Source organism: Delftia sp. UME58 (assembly GCF_014170385.1).
GTDB classification, from domain to species: Bacteria; Pseudomonadota; Gammaproteobacteria; order Burkholderiales; family Burkholderiaceae_C; genus Comamonas; species Comamonas acidovorans.
Window position 1 is genome coordinate 264,974 of sequence record NZ_LZZV01000055.1, and the last position, 17,097, is coordinate 282,070.

Annotated in this window: 20 protein-coding genes; 5 read left to right on the plus strand and 15 right to left on the minus strand. The window is 65.7% G+C overall.

Annotated features, from left to right (window positions below; genetic code table 11):
• Window positions 1-34 precede the first annotated feature (34 nt).
• The 3 genes from trmD to rpsP all read right to left on the minus strand — a co-directional run bounded on the left by trmD (window position 35) and on the right by rpsP (window position 1,774).
• Window positions 35-805 (minus strand): tRNA (guanosine(37)-N1)-methyltransferase TrmD, encoded by a 771-nt coding sequence (trmD, locus tag A9976_RS16760; RefSeq protein ID WP_183019927.1) that lies wholly within the window; start codon window positions 803-805, stop codon window positions 35-37.
• Between the two features lie 12 nt (window positions 806-817).
• The gene (gene rimM / locus A9976_RS16765; protein WP_183019928.1) at window positions 818-1,387 is read right to left on the minus strand and encodes a ribosome maturation factor RimM; all 570 of its coding nucleotides are present in this window, start codon (window positions 1,385-1,387) and stop codon (window positions 818-820) included.
• Window positions 1,388-1,519: 132 nt separating this feature from the next.
• Window positions 1,520-1,774: a 30S ribosomal protein S16 gene (gene rpsP, locus A9976_RS16770; RefSeq protein WP_012207143.1), complete on the minus strand. Its 255-nt coding sequence runs from the start codon at window positions 1,772-1,774 to the stop codon at window positions 1,520-1,522.
• 146 nt (window positions 1,775-1,920) lie between these two features.
• Here rpsP and A9976_RS16775 point away from each other — a divergent pair, with 146 nt between their 5' ends.
• Complete coding sequence (locus A9976_RS16775; RefSeq protein ID WP_034364110.1) at window positions 1,921-2,445, plus strand: GNAT family N-acetyltransferase; 525 nt, start codon at window positions 1,921-1,923, stop codon at window positions 2,443-2,445.
• A gap of 7 nt (window positions 2,446-2,452) precedes the next feature.
• Window positions 2,453-2,959, plus strand: a complete 507-nt coding sequence (locus A9976_RS16780) for an NINE protein (protein WP_088163932.1) — start codon at window positions 2,453-2,455, stop codon at window positions 2,957-2,959.
• Between the two features lie 67 nt (window positions 2,960-3,026).
• On the opposite strand, the gene A9976_RS16785 is transcribed toward A9976_RS16780, so the two are convergent.
• The 7 genes from A9976_RS16785 to A9976_RS16815 all read right to left on the minus strand — a co-directional run bounded on the left by A9976_RS16785 (window position 3,027) and on the right by A9976_RS16815 (window position 9,046).
• On the minus strand, window positions 3,027-4,037 hold the full coding sequence (locus A9976_RS16785) for an inorganic phosphate transporter (protein ID WP_012207146.1): 1,011 nt from the start codon (window positions 4,035-4,037) through the stop codon (window positions 3,027-3,029).
• 22 nt (window positions 4,038-4,059) lie between these two features.
• Complete coding sequence (locus A9976_RS16790; protein WP_012207147.1) at window positions 4,060-4,707, minus strand: DUF47 domain-containing protein; 648 nt, start codon at window positions 4,705-4,707, stop codon at window positions 4,060-4,062.
• A gap of 142 nt (window positions 4,708-4,849) precedes the next feature.
• The gene (locus tag A9976_RS16795) at window positions 4,850-5,212 is read right to left on the minus strand and encodes a DMT family protein (RefSeq protein ID WP_012207148.1); all 363 of its coding nucleotides are present in this window, start codon (window positions 5,210-5,212) and stop codon (window positions 4,850-4,852) included.
• 252 nt (window positions 5,213-5,464) lie between these two features.
• The gene (locus tag A9976_RS16800; RefSeq protein WP_012207149.1) at window positions 5,465-6,211 is read right to left on the minus strand and encodes an ABC transporter ATP-binding protein; all 747 of its coding nucleotides are present in this window, start codon (window positions 6,209-6,211) and stop codon (window positions 5,465-5,467) included.
• Between the two features lie 3 nt (window positions 6,212-6,214).
• A complete protein-coding gene (locus A9976_RS16805; protein WP_012207150.1) occupies window positions 6,215-7,009 on the minus strand; it encodes an ABC transporter ATP-binding protein in 795 nt (264 codons plus the stop codon).
• Window positions 7,010-7,026: 17 nt separating this feature from the next.
• Complete coding sequence (locus A9976_RS16810; RefSeq protein WP_013800924.1) at window positions 7,027-8,106, minus strand: ABC transporter permease subunit; 1,080 nt, start codon at window positions 8,104-8,106, stop codon at window positions 7,027-7,029.
• 10 nt (window positions 8,107-8,116) lie between these two features.
• Window positions 8,117-9,046 carry a branched-chain amino acid ABC transporter permease gene (locus A9976_RS16815; RefSeq protein WP_012207152.1) on the minus strand — a complete coding sequence of 310 codons (930 nt, stop codon included), beginning with the start codon at window positions 9,044-9,046 and terminating at the stop codon, window positions 8,117-8,119.
• 305 nt (window positions 9,047-9,351) lie between these two features.
• On the opposite strand from A9976_RS16815, the gene A9976_RS16820 reads away from it, so the two are divergent.
• Entirely contained in the window at window positions 9,352-9,699 is a 348-nt protein-coding gene (locus A9976_RS16820; protein ID WP_183019929.1) for a GFA family protein, read from the plus strand.
• Here the strand turns inward: A9976_RS16820 and A9976_RS16825 are convergent.
• Together A9976_RS16825 and A9976_RS16830 are read right to left on the minus strand one after the other, a co-directional pair.
• Window positions 9,678-10,313, minus strand: a complete 636-nt coding sequence (locus tag A9976_RS16825; RefSeq protein WP_183019930.1) for a 2-hydroxychromene-2-carboxylate isomerase — start codon at window positions 10,311-10,313, stop codon at window positions 9,678-9,680. The two genes, A9976_RS16820 and A9976_RS16825, sit on opposite strands and share 22 nt — an antisense overlap.
• 80 nt (window positions 10,314-10,393) lie before the next feature.
• Window positions 10,394-11,122 carry an SDR family oxidoreductase gene (locus tag A9976_RS16830; RefSeq protein WP_183019931.1) on the minus strand — a complete coding sequence of 243 codons (729 nt, stop codon included), beginning with the start codon at window positions 11,120-11,122 and terminating at the stop codon, window positions 10,394-10,396.
• Window positions 11,123-11,212: 90 nt separating this feature from the next.
• On the opposite strand from A9976_RS16830, the gene A9976_RS16835 reads away from it, so the two are divergent.
• A complete protein-coding gene (locus tag A9976_RS16835) occupies window positions 11,213-11,662 on the plus strand; it encodes a helix-turn-helix domain-containing protein (RefSeq protein WP_183019932.1) in 450 nt (149 codons plus the stop codon).
• A 32-nt stretch (window positions 11,663-11,694) separates the two neighbouring features.
• Here A9976_RS16835 and A9976_RS16840 read toward each other — a convergent pair whose 3' ends face one another.
• The gene (locus A9976_RS16840) at window positions 11,695-12,999 is read right to left on the minus strand and encodes a replication-associated recombination protein A (RefSeq protein WP_012207157.1); all 1,305 of its coding nucleotides are present in this window, start codon (window positions 12,997-12,999) and stop codon (window positions 11,695-11,697) included.
• Between the two features lie 442 nt (window positions 13,000-13,441).
• On the opposite strand from A9976_RS16840, the gene brnQ reads away from it, so the two are divergent.
• On the plus strand, window positions 13,442-14,755 hold the full coding sequence (gene brnQ, locus A9976_RS16845; RefSeq protein ID WP_183019933.1) for a branched-chain amino acid transport system II carrier protein: 1,314 nt from the start codon (window positions 13,442-13,444) through the stop codon (window positions 14,753-14,755).
• Here the strand turns inward: brnQ and A9976_RS16850 are convergent.
• Window positions 14,742-16,268, minus strand: coding sequence for a methyl-accepting chemotaxis protein (locus A9976_RS16850; RefSeq protein WP_183019934.1), 1,527 nt, complete (start codon window positions 16,266-16,268; stop codon window positions 14,742-14,744). The genes brnQ and A9976_RS16850 overlap by 14 nt on opposite strands.
• A 169-nt stretch (window positions 16,269-16,437) precedes the next feature.
• Window positions 16,438-17,073: an outer membrane lipoprotein chaperone LolA gene (gene lolA, locus A9976_RS16855; RefSeq protein ID WP_183019935.1), complete on the minus strand. Its 636-nt coding sequence runs from the start codon at window positions 17,071-17,073 to the stop codon at window positions 16,438-16,440.
• Window positions 17,074-17,097 lie beyond the last annotated feature (24 nt).

A 17,097-nucleotide genomic window follows, 5' to 3' on the forward strand; every position in this document is an offset into this window, starting at 1 on the left:
GCAGCGGCCGGATAGAGGATCGAAGAATCGCGGATTATAGCCCGGAGACGTTTTTTGCCAAAAACCCCTCGTCCTTGGCGTTGAGCAGGCCCTGGGCGCGCGCCTGCTCTATCAGCTCGGGCCGGTGCCTGGCCGTGATGGACAGGCGCTGGTCGCGGCGCCAGCGCTCGATCTGCGCGTGGTGGCCGGACAACAGTGGCGCCGGCACTTCCCGCCCTTCCCAGACTTCGGGACGGGTGTAGTGCGGGCAATCGAGCAGGCCGTCGAGCGCCGGATTGAAGCTGTCCTGCTGGAAACTACCTTCGTCATTGAGCACGCCGGGCTGCAGCCGTGCGACGGCATCCAGCAGGGCCATGGCAGCGATCTCGCCGCCAGAAAGAACGAAGTCGCCCAGGCTCAACTGGTGCGTGACATGGGCATCGATGAAGCGCTGGTCCAGGCCCTCGTAGCGGCCGCACAGCAAGATTGCGCCCTGCCCCTGCGCCCAGTCGGCCACCACGGCATGGCGCAGCGTGGTGCCGATCGGCGAGAACAGCACCACGGGAGCCGGCTCGGGCTCGCCGGCCTCGCGGCGCGCCTGCCGGGCCGCCTCCAGGCAGCGCTGCAGCGGCTCGGCCATCATCACCATGCCGGGGCCGCCGCCAAAGGGGCGATCGTCCACGCGCCGGTAGTTGCCCTGGGCATGGTCTCGCGGATTCCACAGGTGCACGCCGACCTGGCCCGAGGCATAGGCTCGGCGCGTGACGCCGCTTTCAAGAAACGGCGTGAACAGCTCGGGGAACAGCGTGATGATGTCGAAGCGCATGGAGGTCGGCGATCAATAGTCGGGCTGCCAGTCGGCAACGATGGTCTTGCCCGGCAGATCCACCTTGTCCACATAGGCATCGACGAAGGGAATCATGCGCTCGCGCTCCTTGCCATCCTCTTCATAGGCCAGCACCAGCACGGTCTGCGGGCCGGTGGACAGCAGGTCGCGGACGACGCCCAGGGCCACGCCCTCGCGGTTGACCACGGACAGGCCCAGCAGATCGACCCAGTAATACTCGCCATCTTCGGGCTGCGGGAAATCGCTGCGCGCCACGAAGATGCGCGCGCCACGCAGGGCCTCGGCGGTATTGCGGTCGTTCACGGCAGGCGATGTGGCGACGACGGAATCGGAGTGGACGCGCGCCTGCTTGACCGGCAGCAGCACCGTACCGGTGAACTGCCGCGCACCCTTCTCGGGGGGCTGCAGATACCACTGCTTTGCGGTGAACAGGGCCTCGGGGTCGGCGCTGAAGGCGGCCACCTTGAACCAGCCCTTGATGCCCCAGGCATCGGCGATGCGCCCGACCTCCACGGCATCGGCGGGCAGTACGCTGGCTTCGAGTTCAGGCATGTGGCTCATGGCAGTCGGTAGGCAGTAGATGGACAGTCGATGCAGATCGTTGCAGATTCCTGCAAGGCGATCCGGAGGGGAAAACAAAAACGGGCTCCGTCAGACAAGCCAACGGAACCCGATTTCAGAAGGGATGCTGAATTAGGCAGCAGTCTTCTGGGTGGCCTGCTTGATCAGGCGCTCTGCGGTCTCGGAAGCCTGCGCGCCAACGCCCTTCCAGTAGTTCACGCGGTCCAGAGCGACGCGCAGACCCTCTTCGCCGCCACGGGCGTTGGGGTTGTAGAAGCCCAGGCGTTCGATGAACGAACCATCGCGGCGCACGCGCTTGTCGGCGGCAACGATGTTGTAGAACGGACGGGCCTTGGAACCGCCGCGAGAGAGTCGAATGACGACCATGATTTTCCTTCGGGTGGGCGCAGCCACCACACAATTAACTAGACAATGAATGGCTGCACATGTTTTGCGGCGTTTGAGACACGCGACATGGCCACCCGGCCAGCGACACGCCGTAAAACCAGCGATTATATCCAACTTCCCTTTCCATGCCTACCATTCGCTCAAGCCTGGACGGCGATCTCGCCGCCATCACCGCCATTTACCGCCACCACGTGCTGCACGGCACGGGCACGTTCGAGACCGATCCCCCTGCCGAATCGGACATGGCCACGCGCCGCGCGGACGTGCTGGCCAAGGGCCTGCCCTATCTGGTCGCCGTGGACGAACAGGGCCAGGTGCTGGGCTTTGCCTATGCCAACTGGTTCAAGCCGCGCCCGGCCTATCGCTTCTCCGCCGAGGACTCCATCTACGTGCATGACGCGGCGCGCGGCCAGGGCGTGGGCCGACTGCTGCTCGATGCGCTGTCGCGCGAATGCGAGGCGGCCGGCGTGCGCAAGCTGCTGGCGGTGATCGGTGACTCGGCCAATGCCGGCTCCATCGGCGTGCACCGCGCCGCGGGCTTCACCCCGGCGGGCACGCTGAGCTCCATGGGATGGAAGTTCGGCCGCTGGCTGGACATCGTCCTCATGGAGAAGACCCTGGGAGACGGCAACCGCAGTTCGCCCGAATAATGGGTGCATGAACCGACCCAGCACGCCTTTGCCTCAGCCCGCTCAAGCACAGCAGGGGGCTGCGCGCTCCAAAAGCAAGACCCTGACGACCTGGCTGGCCTTTGTCGGCGGGCCGCTGGGGCTGCACCGCTTCTACCTGCATGGCTTCGGCGACTGGCTGGGCTGGCTGCTGCCCGTGCCCACGGCGCTGGGCGTGTACGGCATCGAGCGCGTCCAGCAACTGGGGCAGGACGACCAGCTCAGCTGGCTGCTGATTCCGCTGCTGGGCTTCACCATCGCCGGCTGCGCGCTGCGCGCCATCCTCTACGGGCTGACCGACACCGAAGCCTGGAACCGGCGCCACAACCCCGGCGTTGACTTGCAGGCGCAGGCCGGGCGCACGGGCTGGTCAACCATCTTTGCGATTGCGCTGTCCCTGATGCTGGGCGCCGCCGTGCTCATGGCCAGCATTGCCTACAGCTTCCAGCACTACTTCGAGCACCAGGTGGAGGAAGCGCGCAAGATTTCCCAGTGATGCGCAATGCCTCTCCTAAAAAGAAAGACCGCCATTGGCGGTCTTTCTTTTTGGCGATGGCTCTAGCTCAGTACAGCTGGAGACTGATCCAGTAGGCAATGGAAGCCACGAAGGCGCTGGCAGGAATCGTCAGCACCCAGGCCCAGACGATGTTGCCTGCCACACCCCAGCGCACGGCGCTGGCACGCTGGGTGGAGCCCACGCCGACGATGGCACCCGTGATGGTGTGCGTGGTCGAGACCGGCACGCCCAGGAAGGTCGCGAAGAACAGCGTCAGCGCGCCACCGCTTTCGGCGCAAAAGCCTCCCACGGGCTTGAGCTTGGTGATCTTCTGGCCCATGGTCTTGACGATGCGCCATCCGCCGAACATGGTGCCCAGGCCGATGGCCAGGTAGCAGCTGACGATGGTCCACAGCGGCGGCTCCGCATCGCCGGCATTGGCATAGCCGGTGGCGATCAGCAGCAGCCAGATGATGCCGATGGTCTTTTGCGCATCATTGCCGCCGTGGCCCAGGCTGTAGGCGCCGGCGGAGACCAGCTGCAGCCGGCGGAACCAGCGGTCCACCCGGTTGGGAGCGGCGCGGCGGCAGATCCAGGCCACCAGCACCATCATCAGCGAGCCCAGCAGGTAGCCCAGCAGCGGCGAGACGAAGATGAAGGCCACGGTCTTCCAGATGCCGCTGGCGATCAGTGCGCCCGCGCCGGCCTTGGCGATCACGGCGCCCACGATGCCGCCGATCAGCGCATGCGAGGAGCTGCTGGGGATGCCGTAGTGCCAGGTGATCACGTTCCAGGCAATGGCGCCGACCAGGGCGCCGAAGACCACGTGCGTGTCCACGATGCCGGGCTGGACGATCCCCTTGCCCACGGTGGCCGCCACGCTGAGGTGGAAGACAAAGACCGCCACCACGTTGAAGAAGGCCGCGAAGGCCACGGCCTGCGTGGGCTTGAGCACGCCCGTGGAGACCACGGTGGCGATCGAGTTGGCAGCATCGTGGAAGCCGTTCATGAAGTCGAACAGCAGGGCCAGCACCACCAGCAGGATCACGACCCACAGGGCCGCTTGTACGGATTCCATAACGAAACGACTCCGCGAGGGCTCAGGAATTCTCGAGGACGATGCCCTCGATCAGGTTGGCCACGTCCTCGCAGCGGTCGGTCACCGTCTCCAGCAGCTCGTAGATGGCCTTGAGCTTGATGACTTCGCGCACATCGGGCTCTTCGCGGAACAGCTTGCTCATGGCCGAGCGCATCACGCGGTCGGCATCCGATTCGAGGCGGTCGATTTCCTCGCAGGTCTTCATCGCCGCGTCCACCACCGATGGATCGGAGATGCGCGACAGCAGCTTGACCGCATCGCGCAGCCGCTCGCAGCAGCGCACGCACAGGTCGGTCAGGCGCGTGATCTCATCCGTCATGTGGCGCACGTCGTACAGCGCCATGGTCTCGGCCGAGTCCTGGATCAGGTCGGCCACGTCGTCCATGGTGTTGATCAGCGAGTGGATGTGCTCGCGGTCCAGCGGCGTGATGAAGGTCTTGTGCAGCGCCTTGGTGACGTCATGCGTCACGCGGTCGGCGGCACGCTCGGCGTTGTTCACGTCCTCGTTGTACTTCTCGCGAAGATGAGGATCGTTGTAGTTGGCGACAAGCTGCGAGAAGGCATGCGCGGCATCGACGATGCGGTCGGCATGCTGGTTGAACATCTCGAAGAAATTGCCTTCGCGTGGCAATAGTTTGCCAAAAAGCATGAATGCTCCTTACCGGGAAAAGTGGGAACCAGGCGACTCACTGCGTCACATTGCGGATGCTTGGCATGGCTTCCCGGCTTGAACGGGGCGAAGTGTACTCTTGAGTCCCAAGCGCGTTTTTGCGCGTCGGCGCGCCGCCTTGTCAGCCGCTGCGAAAAATAAAATACACCGCGCCCACCATGCACAGGCCGGCCCAGAGGAAGTCCCATTTGAGGGGCTGGTTCAGGTAGAGCACGGCAAAAGGCGCGAACACCGACAGCGTGATCACCTCCTGGATGATCTTGAGCTGCGCCACGCTGAACTGCGTGTGGCCTATGCGGTTGGCGGGCACCTGCAGCAGGTACTCGAACAGCGCAATGCCCCAGCTGACAAGGGCTGCCACGTACCAGGGCGACGAGGCGTGGTTCTTCAGGTGCCCATACCAGGCAAACGTCATGAAGACATTGCTCATGGCCAGCAGGACCACGGTCTGCAGCCCGACGGGGATGTGTTGGAGCCAGTTCATGCGAGGTGCGCCCGGGTGCTGGAAGGCCTGAATTATCGCGCCCGCAGCGCCAGAAGCTGGATTTTCGATTTCTTTCCAAAAATTGCCTTTTTGCGCGAATTCTCTCGAAAAACCTGCTTCATCGCACAGATACGCAATATTTCGCATCGATTGGCATTCGATGAATCTTCATCAAATCGTCATATTTTTGCCATATCCCGTCGATGGCACGGGACATTCCAGCAACCTGTGCGCAGGCGGCAGCCCCGCAGCTCACTCGCCCAGGTAGGCGGCCCGCACGCGCGGATCGCTGAGCAGGGTCTGGCCGGGCCCGGTCATGGTGATCAGGCCGGACTCCATCACATAGCCGCGGTCGGCCAGCGCCAGCGCACGGCTGGCGTTCTGCTCGACCAGCACCAGCGTCACGCCCAGCGCATGCACATCGCGCACCACCTCGAAGATCTTGTCCACCATGATGGGCGACAGGCCCATGGAGGGCTCGTCCAGCAGCAGCACCTTGGGCTGGCTCATCAGCGCGCGCGCCATGGCCAGCATCTGCTGCTCGCCACCCGACATGGTGCCGGCCAGCTGGTCGCGGCGCTCCTTCAGGCGCGGGAAGATGCCGAACATGCGCTCGATGTCGGCGGCAATGCCGGCCTTGTCGTTGCGCGTGTAGGCGCCCATGAGCAGATTCTCGGTGATGGTCATGCGCGCGAACACGCCGCGCCCCTCCGGCACCATGACCAGGCCCTGGGCCACCAGATCCCAGGCGCCCACGTTGCGGATGCTGCGGCCCAGGTAGTGCACGTCGCCGTCCGCCATCTGCAGGCTGCGCGTGACGGCCTTCATGGTCGTGGTCTTGCCCGCACCGTTGGAGCCGATCAGCGAGACCAGCTCGCCCTGGCGGACCTCGAAGTCCACGCCCTTGACGGCCTGTATGCCCCCATAGGCCACCTTCAGTCCCTGGACCTTCAACAGCACCGGCGCGGACACGCCCTTGTCTTGCACTTGCTCACCCATGGTTCAGTGTCCTCCGGTGCCCAGATAGGCTTCGATCACCTTGTCGTTCTTCTGCACCTCGGCCGGCGTGCCTTCGGCGATGGGCTTGCCATAGTCCAGCACGGTGACGCGATCGCACAGGCCCATGACCAGCTTCACATCGTGCTCGATCAGCAAGATGGTGCGCTGGTCCCGGCGGATGCGGTCGATCAGCTCGCGCAGCTGCACTTTCTCGGTGGCGTTCATGCCGGCGGCAGGCTCGTCCAGCGCGATCAGTTGCGGGTCGGTGGCCAGCGCCCGCGCGATCTCCAGCCGGCGCTGGTCGCCGTAGCTCAGCGTGCGGGCCTTGAAGTCGGCGTATTTGGAAATCCCCACGTAGTCCAGCAGTTCACGGGCCCGCGCGCGGATCGCGGCTTCCTCGGCCTTGAAGCCTGGCGTGCGGAACACCGCGCCGATCAGGCCCGAATGCGTGCGCACATGGCGCCCGACCATCACGTTCTCCAGCGCCGTCATCTCGGCAAACAGCCGGATGTTCTGGAAGGTGCGCGCAATGCCGGCCTTGGCCACCTTGTGTACGGCCGAGGGCTCGTAGGCCTTGCCGGCCAGCTCGAAGCTGCCGCTGTCGGGCGTGTACAGGCCCGTGATCACGTTGAAGAAAGTGGTCTTGCCCGCGCCGTTGGGACCGATCAGGCCGTAGACCTGGCCCCGGCCGATGGTCATGCCCACATCGGACAGGGCCTGCAGTCCGCCAAAGCGCTTGGAAATGCCCGAAACCCTGAGCACCGGGGAGGTGGAGCCGTTGTCTGCCGTGTTCGCCATCTGCGTTGTCTCCATGCTCAGGACTGGTGCGGCAGGTTCTTGCCATGCTCGGGCGACGGCCACAGGCCGCGCGGACGCATCAGCATGATGACGATCATGGCCAGCGCGATCAGCAACTGGCGCAGGATGGAGGCGTCAAGCCGCCCGTCGGTCATCTGCTGCAAGGGACCGGCCACATAGCGCAGCACCTCTGGCAGGGCCGACAGCAGCACCGCCCCCAGGATCACGCCCGGCAAATGGCCCAGGCCGCCCAGCACCACCATGGCCACGATCATGATGGACTCCATGAGGCTGAACGACTCGGGCGAGACGAAGCCCTGGAAGGCCGCGAACATGGCGCCCGAGACACCACCGAAGGAAGCGCCCATGCCGAAGGCCAGCAGCTTCATGTTGCGCGTGTTGATGCCCATGGCCTTGGCGGCGATCTCGTCCTCGCGGATGGCCATCCAGGCACGGCCGATGCGCGAGTCCTGCAGGCGCCAGCAGATCACGATGCTGACCAGCACCAGGAAGAGGAACAGGTAGTAGTACAGCGTGACCGAGCTGATGTCGTAGCCGAAGATCTCCTGGCGCTTGGCCAGGTCCAGGCCCAGAATTTTCACCGAGTCGATCTGGCCTATGCCCTTGGGGCCGTTGGTGATGTTGACCGGCTGGTCCAGGTTGTTCATGAAGATGCGGATGATCTCGCCGAAGCCCAGCGTGACGATGGCCAGGTAGTCCCCGCGCAGCTTGAGCACCGGGATGCCCAGCAGTATTCCCGTGATGCCCGCCAGCAGCGCCGCCAGCGGTATCACCAGCCAGATGGAGGTATGCAGCCCGTCAGGGAACATGGCGGCAAAGCCCTCGAAGGTCTCCGCCAGATGCGGCGAGGCCATCAGCGCGAACATGTAGGCGCCCACGGCGTAGAACGCCACGTAGCCCAGGTCCAGCAGGCCTGCATAGCCCACCACCACGTTCAGGCCCAGTGCCAGCAGCACATAGAGCAGGGCCAGGTCGGCGATGCGCACCCAGGCATTGCCGAAGTACTGCAGCACCAGCGGCAGCACCATCAGCGCCAGGCCGCCCAGAATCCATTGCACGGTCTTCTTGCTGTTCATGCGGGTCTCCTCAGGCGCGGTCGGCCACACGCTCACCCAGCAGGCCCGAGGGGCGCAGCGTCAGGATGATGATGAGCACGATGAAGGCGAAGATGTCGGTGTAGTGGCTGCCCAATACGCCACCCGTGAGGTCGCCGATGTAGCCCGAGCCTATGGACTCGATCAGCCCCAGCAGCATGGCGCCGACCACGGCACCGGCCAGGTTGCCGATGCCGCCGAACACGGCCGCCGTGAAGGCCTTGAGCCCCGGCAGAAAGCCCATGGTGTGGTGGGCCGTGCCGTAGTTGGAGGCGTACATGATGCCCGCGATGGCCGCCAGCACGGCGCCGATGATGAAGGTGGCCGAGATCACCACGTCGGGCTTGACGCCCATCAAGGCCGCCACGCGCGGATTCTCGGCCGTGGCCCGCATGGCGCGCCCGAGCTTGGTGTAGTTGACCAGATAGGTCAGCGATGCCAGCGCGATCGCCGTGACCACCAGCACCAGGATCTGGGTGGGCGTGATCACCGCCGTGCCGATCTCGAAGGGCGTGCTCGGCAGCAGCGTGGGATAGGCCTTGTAGTTGGGCTTCCAGATGATCATGGCCAGCGTCTGCAGCAGCAGCGAGACACCGATGGCCGTGATCAGCGGCGCCAGGCGCGGGCTGCTGCGCAGGCGGCGGTAGGCCACTTTCTCGATCACGAAATTCAGTGCCGCGGCCACCACGCAGGCGATCACGGTCGCCAGCAGCAGGATCAGCCAGCCCGGCGCACCGGGCATGGCCTCCTGCATCAGGCCTATGCAGCTCCAGCTGGTCAGCGCGCCGACCATGAGCACCTCGCCATGGGCGAAGTTGATGAGCTGGATGATGCCGTACACCATGGTGTAGCCCAGGGCGATCAGGGCGTACATGCTGCCCAGGACCAATCCGTTGATGACCTGCTGAAGCAGTATGTCCATATGCGCTCTCCCCTTTAGTCCAGGATGGAGACATTCAGCGTGCCTCGCATCCAAACGAACGGAGCCAGCAATGCCATGGTGGTGGAAGCTCTCCCGCCGCATCCTGGCTTGTGGCCCGGAAACCGCAGGGGATTGGCGATTCTAGGCACCCCCTGGCGGCCTGCAACGCCTTGTTGCAGCGGGGTTTCCCGAGGCTTTACAAGCCACGTGCTCTTATGTAGCACTGCAGCAATTTGCCGTAGCCAGCATGAACTCCTACCATCAACGGCAGTGCCGCCAGCCCGCGGCGGCCACGGAGAACCCCGATGAAATACCACGGCAGCTGCCACTGCGGCGGCATCGCTTTCGATGTGGAAGGCGAACTCACCCAGGCCATGGCCTGCAATTGCTCCATCTGCTCGCGCAAGGGCGCCCTCATGTGGTTCGTGCCCCGCGAACAGCTGCAACTGAGCACGCCCGAGGAGCAGATGCGCACCTACACCTTCCACCGGCACCTGATCCAGCACCGCTTCTGCCCGACCTGCGGCATCCATCCGTTCGGCGAGGCCATCGACCCCCAGGGCCGGCACATGGCGGCCGTCAACGTGCGCTGCCTGGAAGGCGTGGACCCCGAGGCGCTGCGCACCACGCGCTACGACGGGCGATCGGCCTGAGGCTGGCTGCAGGCCCGCAGCGCTTGCTCCTCCACATCGCGCAGGCGGTCCTTGCCGAAGTAGATCTCGTCGCCAACAAAAAAGGTGGGCGATCCGAAAGCGCCACGGTGGAAGGCCTGCTCGGTATTTGCCAGCAGCCTGGCCTTGACCTCGGGCGTCTGGCTTGCGGCGATCAGGGCCGGGGCGTCCAGGCCCGCCCCGGACAGCTCGGTGCCGATCACCTGGGCATCGTCCATCTTGCAGCCCTTCTCCCACATGCTGGAGAACACCGCATCCACATAGCGCTCGAAGCAGCCCAGGCCCTGCGCCGCCACGGCCCCGCGCATGATTTGCAGGGTGTTGACGGGAAAGTGCGGATTCATCCGGAAGCGCGTGAGCCCATGGCTTTGCACGAAACGCTGCAGTTCCAGCGCCTCATAGGCGCGCTTGTTGGGAATATCGGCATTCGCCTCGGCCGGCGAGCGGTTGTTGGCCAGCTTGAACAGGCCGCCCAGCAGGACCGGCACATAGTCGAAGCGTATGCCGCTGCGCGCCTCGATTGCGGGGATGACCTGGTGGCAGAGATAGGCGTTGGGGCTGCCGAAGTCGAAGAGGAATTGCACGTTGGGGTTCATGGCGCGGCCTGCATCAAATGGGATGGAGCATCGAAGCGAAGGGGCTGAAGGGGCTGAAGGTGCGGAAAGGGCTGAAGGGCCTACCAGGACTCCATCCAGGGGCGGATTTCGGTTTCATGCGTCCAGGCATCGCGCGGCTGCTGGTGCAGTTGCCAGTAGAGGTCGGCGATGTGGTCGGGATTGAGGATGCCGTCCTGCTGCTTGAGGGCATAGCGCTCGGGAAAATTGGTCCGGATGAACTCCGTGTCGATGGCGCCGTCGATCACGGGATGGGCCACATGGATGCCCTTGGGCCAGAGCTCGCGCGCCATGCTCTGGGCCAGCGCACGCAGGCCGTGCTTGGCACCGGCAAACGCCGCAAAGCCCTCGCGCCCGCGCAGGCTGGCCGTGGCACCCGTGAAGAGGATGGTGCCCCGGCCGCGCGGCAGCATCACCCTGGCCGCCTCCCGCCCCATCAGGAAGCCGGCGAAGCACGCCATCTCCCAGACCTTGAAGTAGACGCGCGCCGTGGTCTCGGTGATGCCGAAGCGCACGTTGGCGCCGATGTTGAAGACGGCGACCTCGATGGGTGCGATCTCGGCCTCGATCTTCTGCACCAGGGCCACCATTTCCTCTTCCTTGCGCGCGTCGCTGCCAAAACCATGGGCCTGGCCACCGGCGGCGCGGATCTGTTCGACCAGGGGCTGGAGCTTGTCCGCGTCGCGGCGCGTGACGCAGGCGATATAGCCCTCGCGCGCAAAACGCCGGGCGATGGCGCCGCCCGTGGCGTCGCCAGCGCCGATCACGAGAATGGCTTTCTTGTCGGTCATGGGATCTCCGTGAATGATTGGTCAGTTCATTTTTTGAACCCAATGCACGGTAGGTTTAAAATCAGAACCCGTCAAGCGGGGAACTGCCCAATGAAATGGAACGAACTGGAAGAGGAGCGCTGCTCCATCGCACGCACGGTCTCGGTCATCGGCGACCGCTGGACACTGCTGGTGCTGCGCGACTGCTTTCTGGGCGTACGCCGCTTCGATGAATTCCTGGGACGCCTGGGCATTTCACGCCCCATGCTGTCGGACAGGTTGGCCAGGCTGGTCGAGGCAGGCGTGCTCAAGAAGGTGGCCTACCAGGAGGCGCCCATGCGGCATGAGTACCGTCTCACGCCCAAGGGGCTGGACCTGCATCCGGTGGTCATGGCCATCGTGCACTGGGGTGATGTACACATGTCCGGCGAGCAAGGCCGGCCCCTGCTGCACCGGCATACGGTGTGCGGCCACACGTTCGACCCCCTGGTCGTCTGCTCGGAGTGCCACGCCCCCCTGCACGCGCGGGACGTGGCGGTGGAGCCCGGCCCGGGCGCCTAGTCCCGGCACCGGCCCGCCCTCACCGGCTTCGGCTATGCGCCGCCAGCCTCTTCGTCCCACTTGCGCAGCACGGCCAGCTTCTCGCCGATCTTGATTTCCAGGCCCCGGGGCACGGGCTGGTACCAGCCCGGCTCAGCAATGCCCTCGGGCAGGTAGGTCTCGCCGGCCGCGTAGGCGTTGGGCTCATCGTGCGCGTAGCGGTATTCATGGCCGTAGCCCAGCTCCTTCATGAGCTTGGTGGGCGCGTTGCGCAGGTGCACGGGCACCTCGCGGCTCCTGTCCTGCTTCACGAAGGCCCGGGCCTTGTTGTAGGCGTTGTAGCCGGCGTTGCTCTTGGCGGCCATGGCCAGGTAGATGACGGCCTGGCCCAGCGCCAGCTCGCCCTCGGGGCTGCCCAGGCGCTCATAGGTCAGGGCCGCGTCGTTGGCGATCTGCATGGCGCGCGGGTCGGCCAGGCCGATGTCCTCCCAGGCCATGCGCACGATGCGCCGCGACAGGTAGCGCGCATCGGCCCCGCCATCGAGCATGCGCGTGAGCCAGTAGAGCGCGGCATCGGGATGAGAGCCGCGCACGGACTTGTGCAGGGCCGAGATCTGGTCGTAGAAGTTGTCGCCGCCCTTGTCGAAGCGCCTGGCATTCAAGGTCAGCGCGTTCTGCACGAACTCGGCATCGATCCGCGTGACGCCCGCAGCGCCGGCCGCCGTCTGGCATTGCTCCAGCAGGTTCAGGAAGCGCCGGGCATCGCCATCGGCATAGCCGACGATGGTGTCGCGCGCCAGGTCGTCGAACTCCAGGCCGCCCAGGGCCTTTTCCTGCGCCCGCAGCAGCAGTTGCCTGAGTTCATCGTCGGTCAGCGACTGCAGCACATAGACCTGAGCGCGCGACAGCAGGGCCGAGTTCACCTCGAAGGACGGGTTTTCCGTGGTGGCGCCGATGAAGGTCACCAGCCCGCTTTCCGCATAGGGCAGCAGCGCATCCTGCTGGGACTTGTTGAAGCGATGGATCTCGTCCACGAAGAGGATGGTGTGCCGGCCCATGGCCAGGTTCTGCTGCGCCTGCTCCATGGCCGCGCGGATGTCCTTGACCCCGGAGAACACCGCAGACAGGGCGATGAACTCGCACTTGAAGGCCGTGGCCGTGAGCCGGGCCAGCGTGGTCTTGCCCACGCCGGGCGGCCCCCAGAAGATCATGGAGTGCGGCTTGCCCGACTGGAAGGCCAGGCGCAGCGGCTTGCCCTCGCCCAGCAGATGGGACTGGCCCACGACCTCGTCCAGGGTCTTGGGCCGCAGGGCTTCGGCCAGTGGTGCGGAGGGCTCCTGGGTGAACAGATCAGCCATGGGCCAGCTCCGTCGCAGGCAGCGCCGCGCAGAAGGCGTTCGGCAGCCCATGTGCCGGATTCGCTGCCGAGGGGAACAGATGCAGTTGCAAAACCATGACGCCATTGTCCACGCCATGGCGGCAGCGGGTGCGCCAGCCCCTGATGCCTGTACCTGGCCGCGGGGGATGAAGCCATGGATCGCCAGCCGGTAGCCTGGCCATCGCCTGCAGGCATGTCACTCACATGACAGGAATGGTTTGCATGCATCTCATCAAGAGCAATCACTGACATTTTTCACCCGCTTCGGGCCACCGCCCTAAAATGCTGCCCTTTGCGGAGCCGGCCGCGCGGCATGCGCGGCCATCGGGCCTGCGCCATTGCTGCCCCATCGCTCCGCGCCTCCCACCGTTTCCGGAACTGCCTGCCATGCGGCAAGGCAGGACCTTTTCATTTCTGCATCCATGCAAACACTCAAGACCCGGGACCTTATCGCCCTAGGCTTCATGACCTTTGCGCTGTTCCTCGGCGCGGGCAACATCATCTTTCCGCCCATGGTCGGCCAGGGCGCCGGCGAGCACGCGGCCGCTGCGGCCACGGGCTTTCTGCTGACGGGCGTGGGCCTGCCGTTGCTCACCGTGGTGGCGCTGGCGCGCGTGGGCGGCGGGCTCGATGCGCTGACCTCGCCCGTGGGCCGCAAGGCGGGCATGGTGCTGGGCCTGCTGATCTATCTCATCCTCGGCCCGCTGTTTGCCACGCCGCGCACGGCCACCGTGTCGTTCGAGATGGGCTTTGCGCCCTTCGTGGGCCATAGCAGCACTGCGCTGTTCATCTACTCGGCGGTGTACTTTGTGCTGGTCATGGGCCTGTCCCTGTTCCCCGGCAAGCTGATCGACACCATCGGCAAGCTGATCACGCCGGTGCTGATCCTGGCCCTGGTGGTGCTGGGTGCCGCCGCCGTGCTGCTGCCGGCCGGTGCCGCCACCAGCGCCAGCGGCGACTACCTGGTCGCGCCCCTGACCGAAGGGTTTCTGGAGGGCTACCAGACCATGGACGCGCTGGGCGCCCTGGCCTTCGGCATCGTCATCGTCAACGCCATCCGGGACCGGGGCATCTCCCACCCCGGGCTGCAGACGCGCTACGCCATCATCGCGGGCGTGATCGCGGCCGTGGGCCTGGGCCTGGTGTACCTGTCGCTGATCCATCTGGGCGCCACCAGCCAGTCCATCGCCCCGCAGGCGCAGACCGGCGTGCTCATCCTCACGCGCTATGTGGATCACACCTTCGGCCCCATCGGCAGCCTGCTGCTGGCGGTGGTGATTTCCCTGGCCTGCCTGACCACGGCCGTGGGCCTGGTCAGCGCCTGTGGCGCCTACTTCAGCGAGATGCTGCGCCTGCCCTACCGCGCGGTGGTGGTGGCCATTGGCCTGGCGTGCATCCTGGTGTCCAACCAGGGCCTGGCCCAGCTGATCGCCCTGTCCGGCCCCGTGCTGGTGGGCATTTATCCGCTGGCCATCGCCCTGGTGGTGTTGAGCCTGCTGTCAGGCCTGTGGCGCAATGCGCAGCGCGTGTTCGCGCCGGTGCTGGCCGTGGCCCTGGTGTTTGGCCTCATCGATGCGGCCAAGGCGGCCGGCTGGCAGGACTGGCTGCCCGCCTTCCTGAACAGCCTGCCGGGCAACGGCATGGGCTGGGCCCTGCCCGTGGCAGCCACCCTGGTGCTGGCGGCGCTCCACGACCGGCTGCGCCCGGCCCCGGCCACCGCGTTCAGGCCGTCCTGAAACGCGCCATGAGTTCGACCAGCTGATGGGCCTGCTTGCGCAGGCTCTCGGCGGCCGAACTGGTCTGCTCCACCAGCGCGGCGTTCTGCTGGGTCCCCTCCTCGATGCGGACGATGGCGCTGTTGACGTGGCTCACGCCCGCGCTCTGTTCGCCGCTGGAGTGGCTGATGGCGCCGATCATGCGCGAGACCTTGGCAATCACCTCCTGCACCGAGGCCATGGTCGCACCCGCGCTGTCCACCTCCTCGGCACCCAGGGCCACGCGCTGGGCGTTGGCCTGGATCAGGTCACGGATTTCCCGCGCCGCGCCCGAACTGCGCTGGGCCAGCGTGCGGACCTCGGCGGCGACCACGGCAAAGCCCCGGCCCTGTTCTCCGGCCCGTGCGGCCTCCACGGCCGCATTGAGCGCAAGAATATTGGTCTGGAACGCGATGCCGTCGATCACCTCGATGATGCTGACCACGCGCTCGGATGCATCCTGGATGCTGCGCATGGTGCCCACGACGGCCGAGATGGCATCGCCGCCGCGCGTGGCGATGTCGCTGGCCGTGGAGGCCAGGACGTTGGCCTTCTCCGCATGGTCCGCATTGCCGCGCACGGTGGAGTCGAGCTGGTCCATGGACGAAGCCGTCATCTGCAGGGCCGATGCCTGCTGCTCGGTGCGCTGGGCCAGGTCGCTGTTGCCGGCCGCGATCTGCGAGCTGGCGGATGCCACCTGCTCCGCATTGCCGCGCACTTCCACGACGATACTGCGCAGCTGCTCCTGCATGGCGCCCAGCGCCCGCAGCAGCTGGCCCAGTTCGTCGCGCCCGCCGCTCGCTATGGCATTGGTCAGATGGCCCTGGGCCACCTTCTCGGCCAGCTGGACCGCGCTGCGCAGCGGTGCCACCACGGCACGGGTGATGAGCCAGCCAATGGCCACGCCGGCCACGGCCGCCACCAGCATCAGCACCAGGCTCAGCTCCGTGGCATGCTTGCCGCTGCTGTAGGCATCGTCGGCCACCGCCTTGCTCTGCGCCGCAATGCCGGCCTTGAGCTGGGACAGCAGCTCGGCCGGCTCGCGGTCCACGCCGCGCACGGCCATGTCGCCCACGGAAGGGTCGAAGCCCGTGGCCTCGAATTTGTCCAGCCCCACGCGGTAGCCTTCGGCCATCTTGCGGTGCTGCGCCACAAAGCCCTGGGCGATCTCGCGCAGCGAGGCATCGTCCACCAGGGCCAGCAAGGCTGCGGTCTTGTCCTGCACGGCGCGCTCATCGGCCAGAAAGCCCTTCCAGTGCTGCTCGCGCAGCGCGTTGTCCGAGCCGCGCAGCAGCACGTTCTTCCATTCCTGGACCTGGGTTTTGAAGTGGCCTTCCACCTCGGCGGCAAGGCGTTCCGCCGCCATGTGGCGCTGGACATCGCCGTGAAAGACGCCGAGGGATCGATGGGCCGACCAGAGTCCGAAGAATCCGGCAGCGAGGGTGAATAGCAGCGCCATGGCAATGGCGAGCGGCAACTTGCGACTGAGGTTCATAAAGGCATGCGAGAGCCGGCCAGCATGTCCTCGGAGGGACGTCGAAACAATCGCTGGCCGCAGGCCGCCATTGTCTCGACGATATTAGGCAAAACCATTACAAAACCTCACAAACTGCGCACTGCAGCCTGCGACTGGCCTGAAGGGTTGCCCCGCGCGGCAGCGCGGCTTACTGCTTGAGCACGTCGGCGCCCGCTGGCACCTTGAACTCGAAAGTCGAGGCCGGCAGGGACGCCTGGGTCTGCAGCCGGCTGAAGCGGATCAGCGAACGCTGGCCAAAGCTGTCAAGGATGTCCAGCGCCGAAAGCTGGCCATCGGCCGCAAAGCCCACGCGCACGCTCTTGAGCTGGCCGTTCTTGTCCTTGGGGCTGGCCTGGACCCATTGCAGGCCATCCTGCTCGGGCGCGGACTGCAGATCGAAGTCGGCGCTCAACGCCTTGAGATCGTTGGCCGACGCCAGGATGGCGGCCGGCGTGCTGCCCAGGGCCTGGGCCTGGGGGCGCTGCGTGACCTGGTTGAGGTCGGCGTCATAGAGCCACAGCGTCTTGCCGTCGGCGACGATGGTCTGCTCGAACGGCTTGGTGTAGACGAACCTGAATTTGCCGGGACGCTGGAATTCGAATTGGCCGCTGGAGTTCTTGGTGCGCGGCGGCTGGCCGTCCTTGGACGGGGCCGTGACGGCCTGGGTGAATTCGGCGCGGCCGGCCTGGGAATTCTTCATGAAGGCTTCCAGGCTCTTGAGGCCGTCGGCCCACGAGGCCGTCGCGCTTGCCGCGATCACAACTGCAGTCAACAGACGTTTCATTCTTTCTCCATGATTGCGGGGTGG

What these genes read in the sequence shown, in the direction of transcription:
- trmD (WP_183019927.1), bottom strand. Translation starts at nt 805, where the DNA reads ATGCGCTTCGACATCATCACGCTGTTCCCCGAGCTGTTCACGCCGTTT.
- rimM (WP_183019928.1), bottom strand. Translation starts at nt 1,387, where the DNA reads ATGAGCCACATGCCTGAACTCGAAGCCAGCGTACTGCCCGCCGATGCC.
- rpsP (WP_012207143.1), bottom strand. Translation starts at nt 1,774, where the DNA reads ATGGTCGTCATTCGACTCTCTCGCGGCGGTTCCAAGGCCCGTCCGTTC.
- A9976_RS16775 (WP_034364110.1), top strand. Translation starts at nt 1,921, where the DNA reads ATGCCTACCATTCGCTCAAGCCTGGACGGCGATCTCGCCGCCATCACC.
- A9976_RS16780 (WP_088163932.1), top strand. Translation starts at nt 2,453, where the DNA reads ATGAACCGACCCAGCACGCCTTTGCCTCAGCCCGCTCAAGCACAGCAG.
- A9976_RS16785 (WP_012207146.1), bottom strand. Translation starts at nt 4,037, where the DNA reads ATGGAATCCGTACAAGCGGCCCTGTGGGTCGTGATCCTGCTGGTGGTG.
- A9976_RS16790 (WP_012207147.1), bottom strand. Translation starts at nt 4,707, where the DNA reads ATGCTTTTTGGCAAACTATTGCCACGCGAAGGCAATTTCTTCGAGATG.
- A9976_RS16795 (WP_012207148.1), bottom strand. Translation starts at nt 5,212, where the DNA reads ATGAACTGGCTCCAACACATCCCCGTCGGGCTGCAGACCGTGGTCCTG.
- A9976_RS16800 (WP_012207149.1), bottom strand. Translation starts at nt 6,211, where the DNA reads ATGGGTGAGCAAGTGCAAGACAAGGGCGTGTCCGCGCCGGTGCTGTTG.
- A9976_RS16805 (WP_012207150.1), bottom strand. Translation starts at nt 7,009, where the DNA reads ATGGCGAACACGGCAGACAACGGCTCCACCTCCCCGGTGCTCAGGGTT.
- A9976_RS16810 (WP_013800924.1), bottom strand. Translation starts at nt 8,106, where the DNA reads ATGAACAGCAAGAAGACCGTGCAATGGATTCTGGGCGGCCTGGCGCTG.
- A9976_RS16815 (WP_012207152.1), bottom strand. Translation starts at nt 9,046, where the DNA reads ATGGACATACTGCTTCAGCAGGTCATCAACGGATTGGTCCTGGGCAGC.
- A9976_RS16820 (WP_183019929.1), top strand. Translation starts at nt 9,352, where the DNA reads ATGAAATACCACGGCAGCTGCCACTGCGGCGGCATCGCTTTCGATGTG.
- A9976_RS16825 (WP_183019930.1), bottom strand. Translation starts at nt 10,313, where the DNA reads ATGAACCCCAACGTGCAATTCCTCTTCGACTTCGGCAGCCCCAACGCC.
- A9976_RS16830 (WP_183019931.1), bottom strand. Translation starts at nt 11,122, where the DNA reads ATGACCGACAAGAAAGCCATTCTCGTGATCGGCGCTGGCGACGCCACG.
- A9976_RS16835 (WP_183019932.1), top strand. Translation starts at nt 11,213, where the DNA reads ATGAAATGGAACGAACTGGAAGAGGAGCGCTGCTCCATCGCACGCACG.
- A9976_RS16840 (WP_012207157.1), bottom strand. Translation starts at nt 12,999, where the DNA reads ATGGCTGATCTGTTCACCCAGGAGCCCTCCGCACCACTGGCCGAAGCC.
- brnQ (WP_183019933.1), top strand. Translation starts at nt 13,442, where the DNA reads ATGCAAACACTCAAGACCCGGGACCTTATCGCCCTAGGCTTCATGACC.
- A9976_RS16850 (WP_183019934.1), bottom strand. Translation starts at nt 16,268, where the DNA reads ATGAACCTCAGTCGCAAGTTGCCGCTCGCCATTGCCATGGCGCTGCTA.
- lolA (WP_183019935.1), bottom strand. Translation starts at nt 17,073, where the DNA reads ATGAAACGTCTGTTGACTGCAGTTGTGATCGCGGCAAGCGCGACGGCC.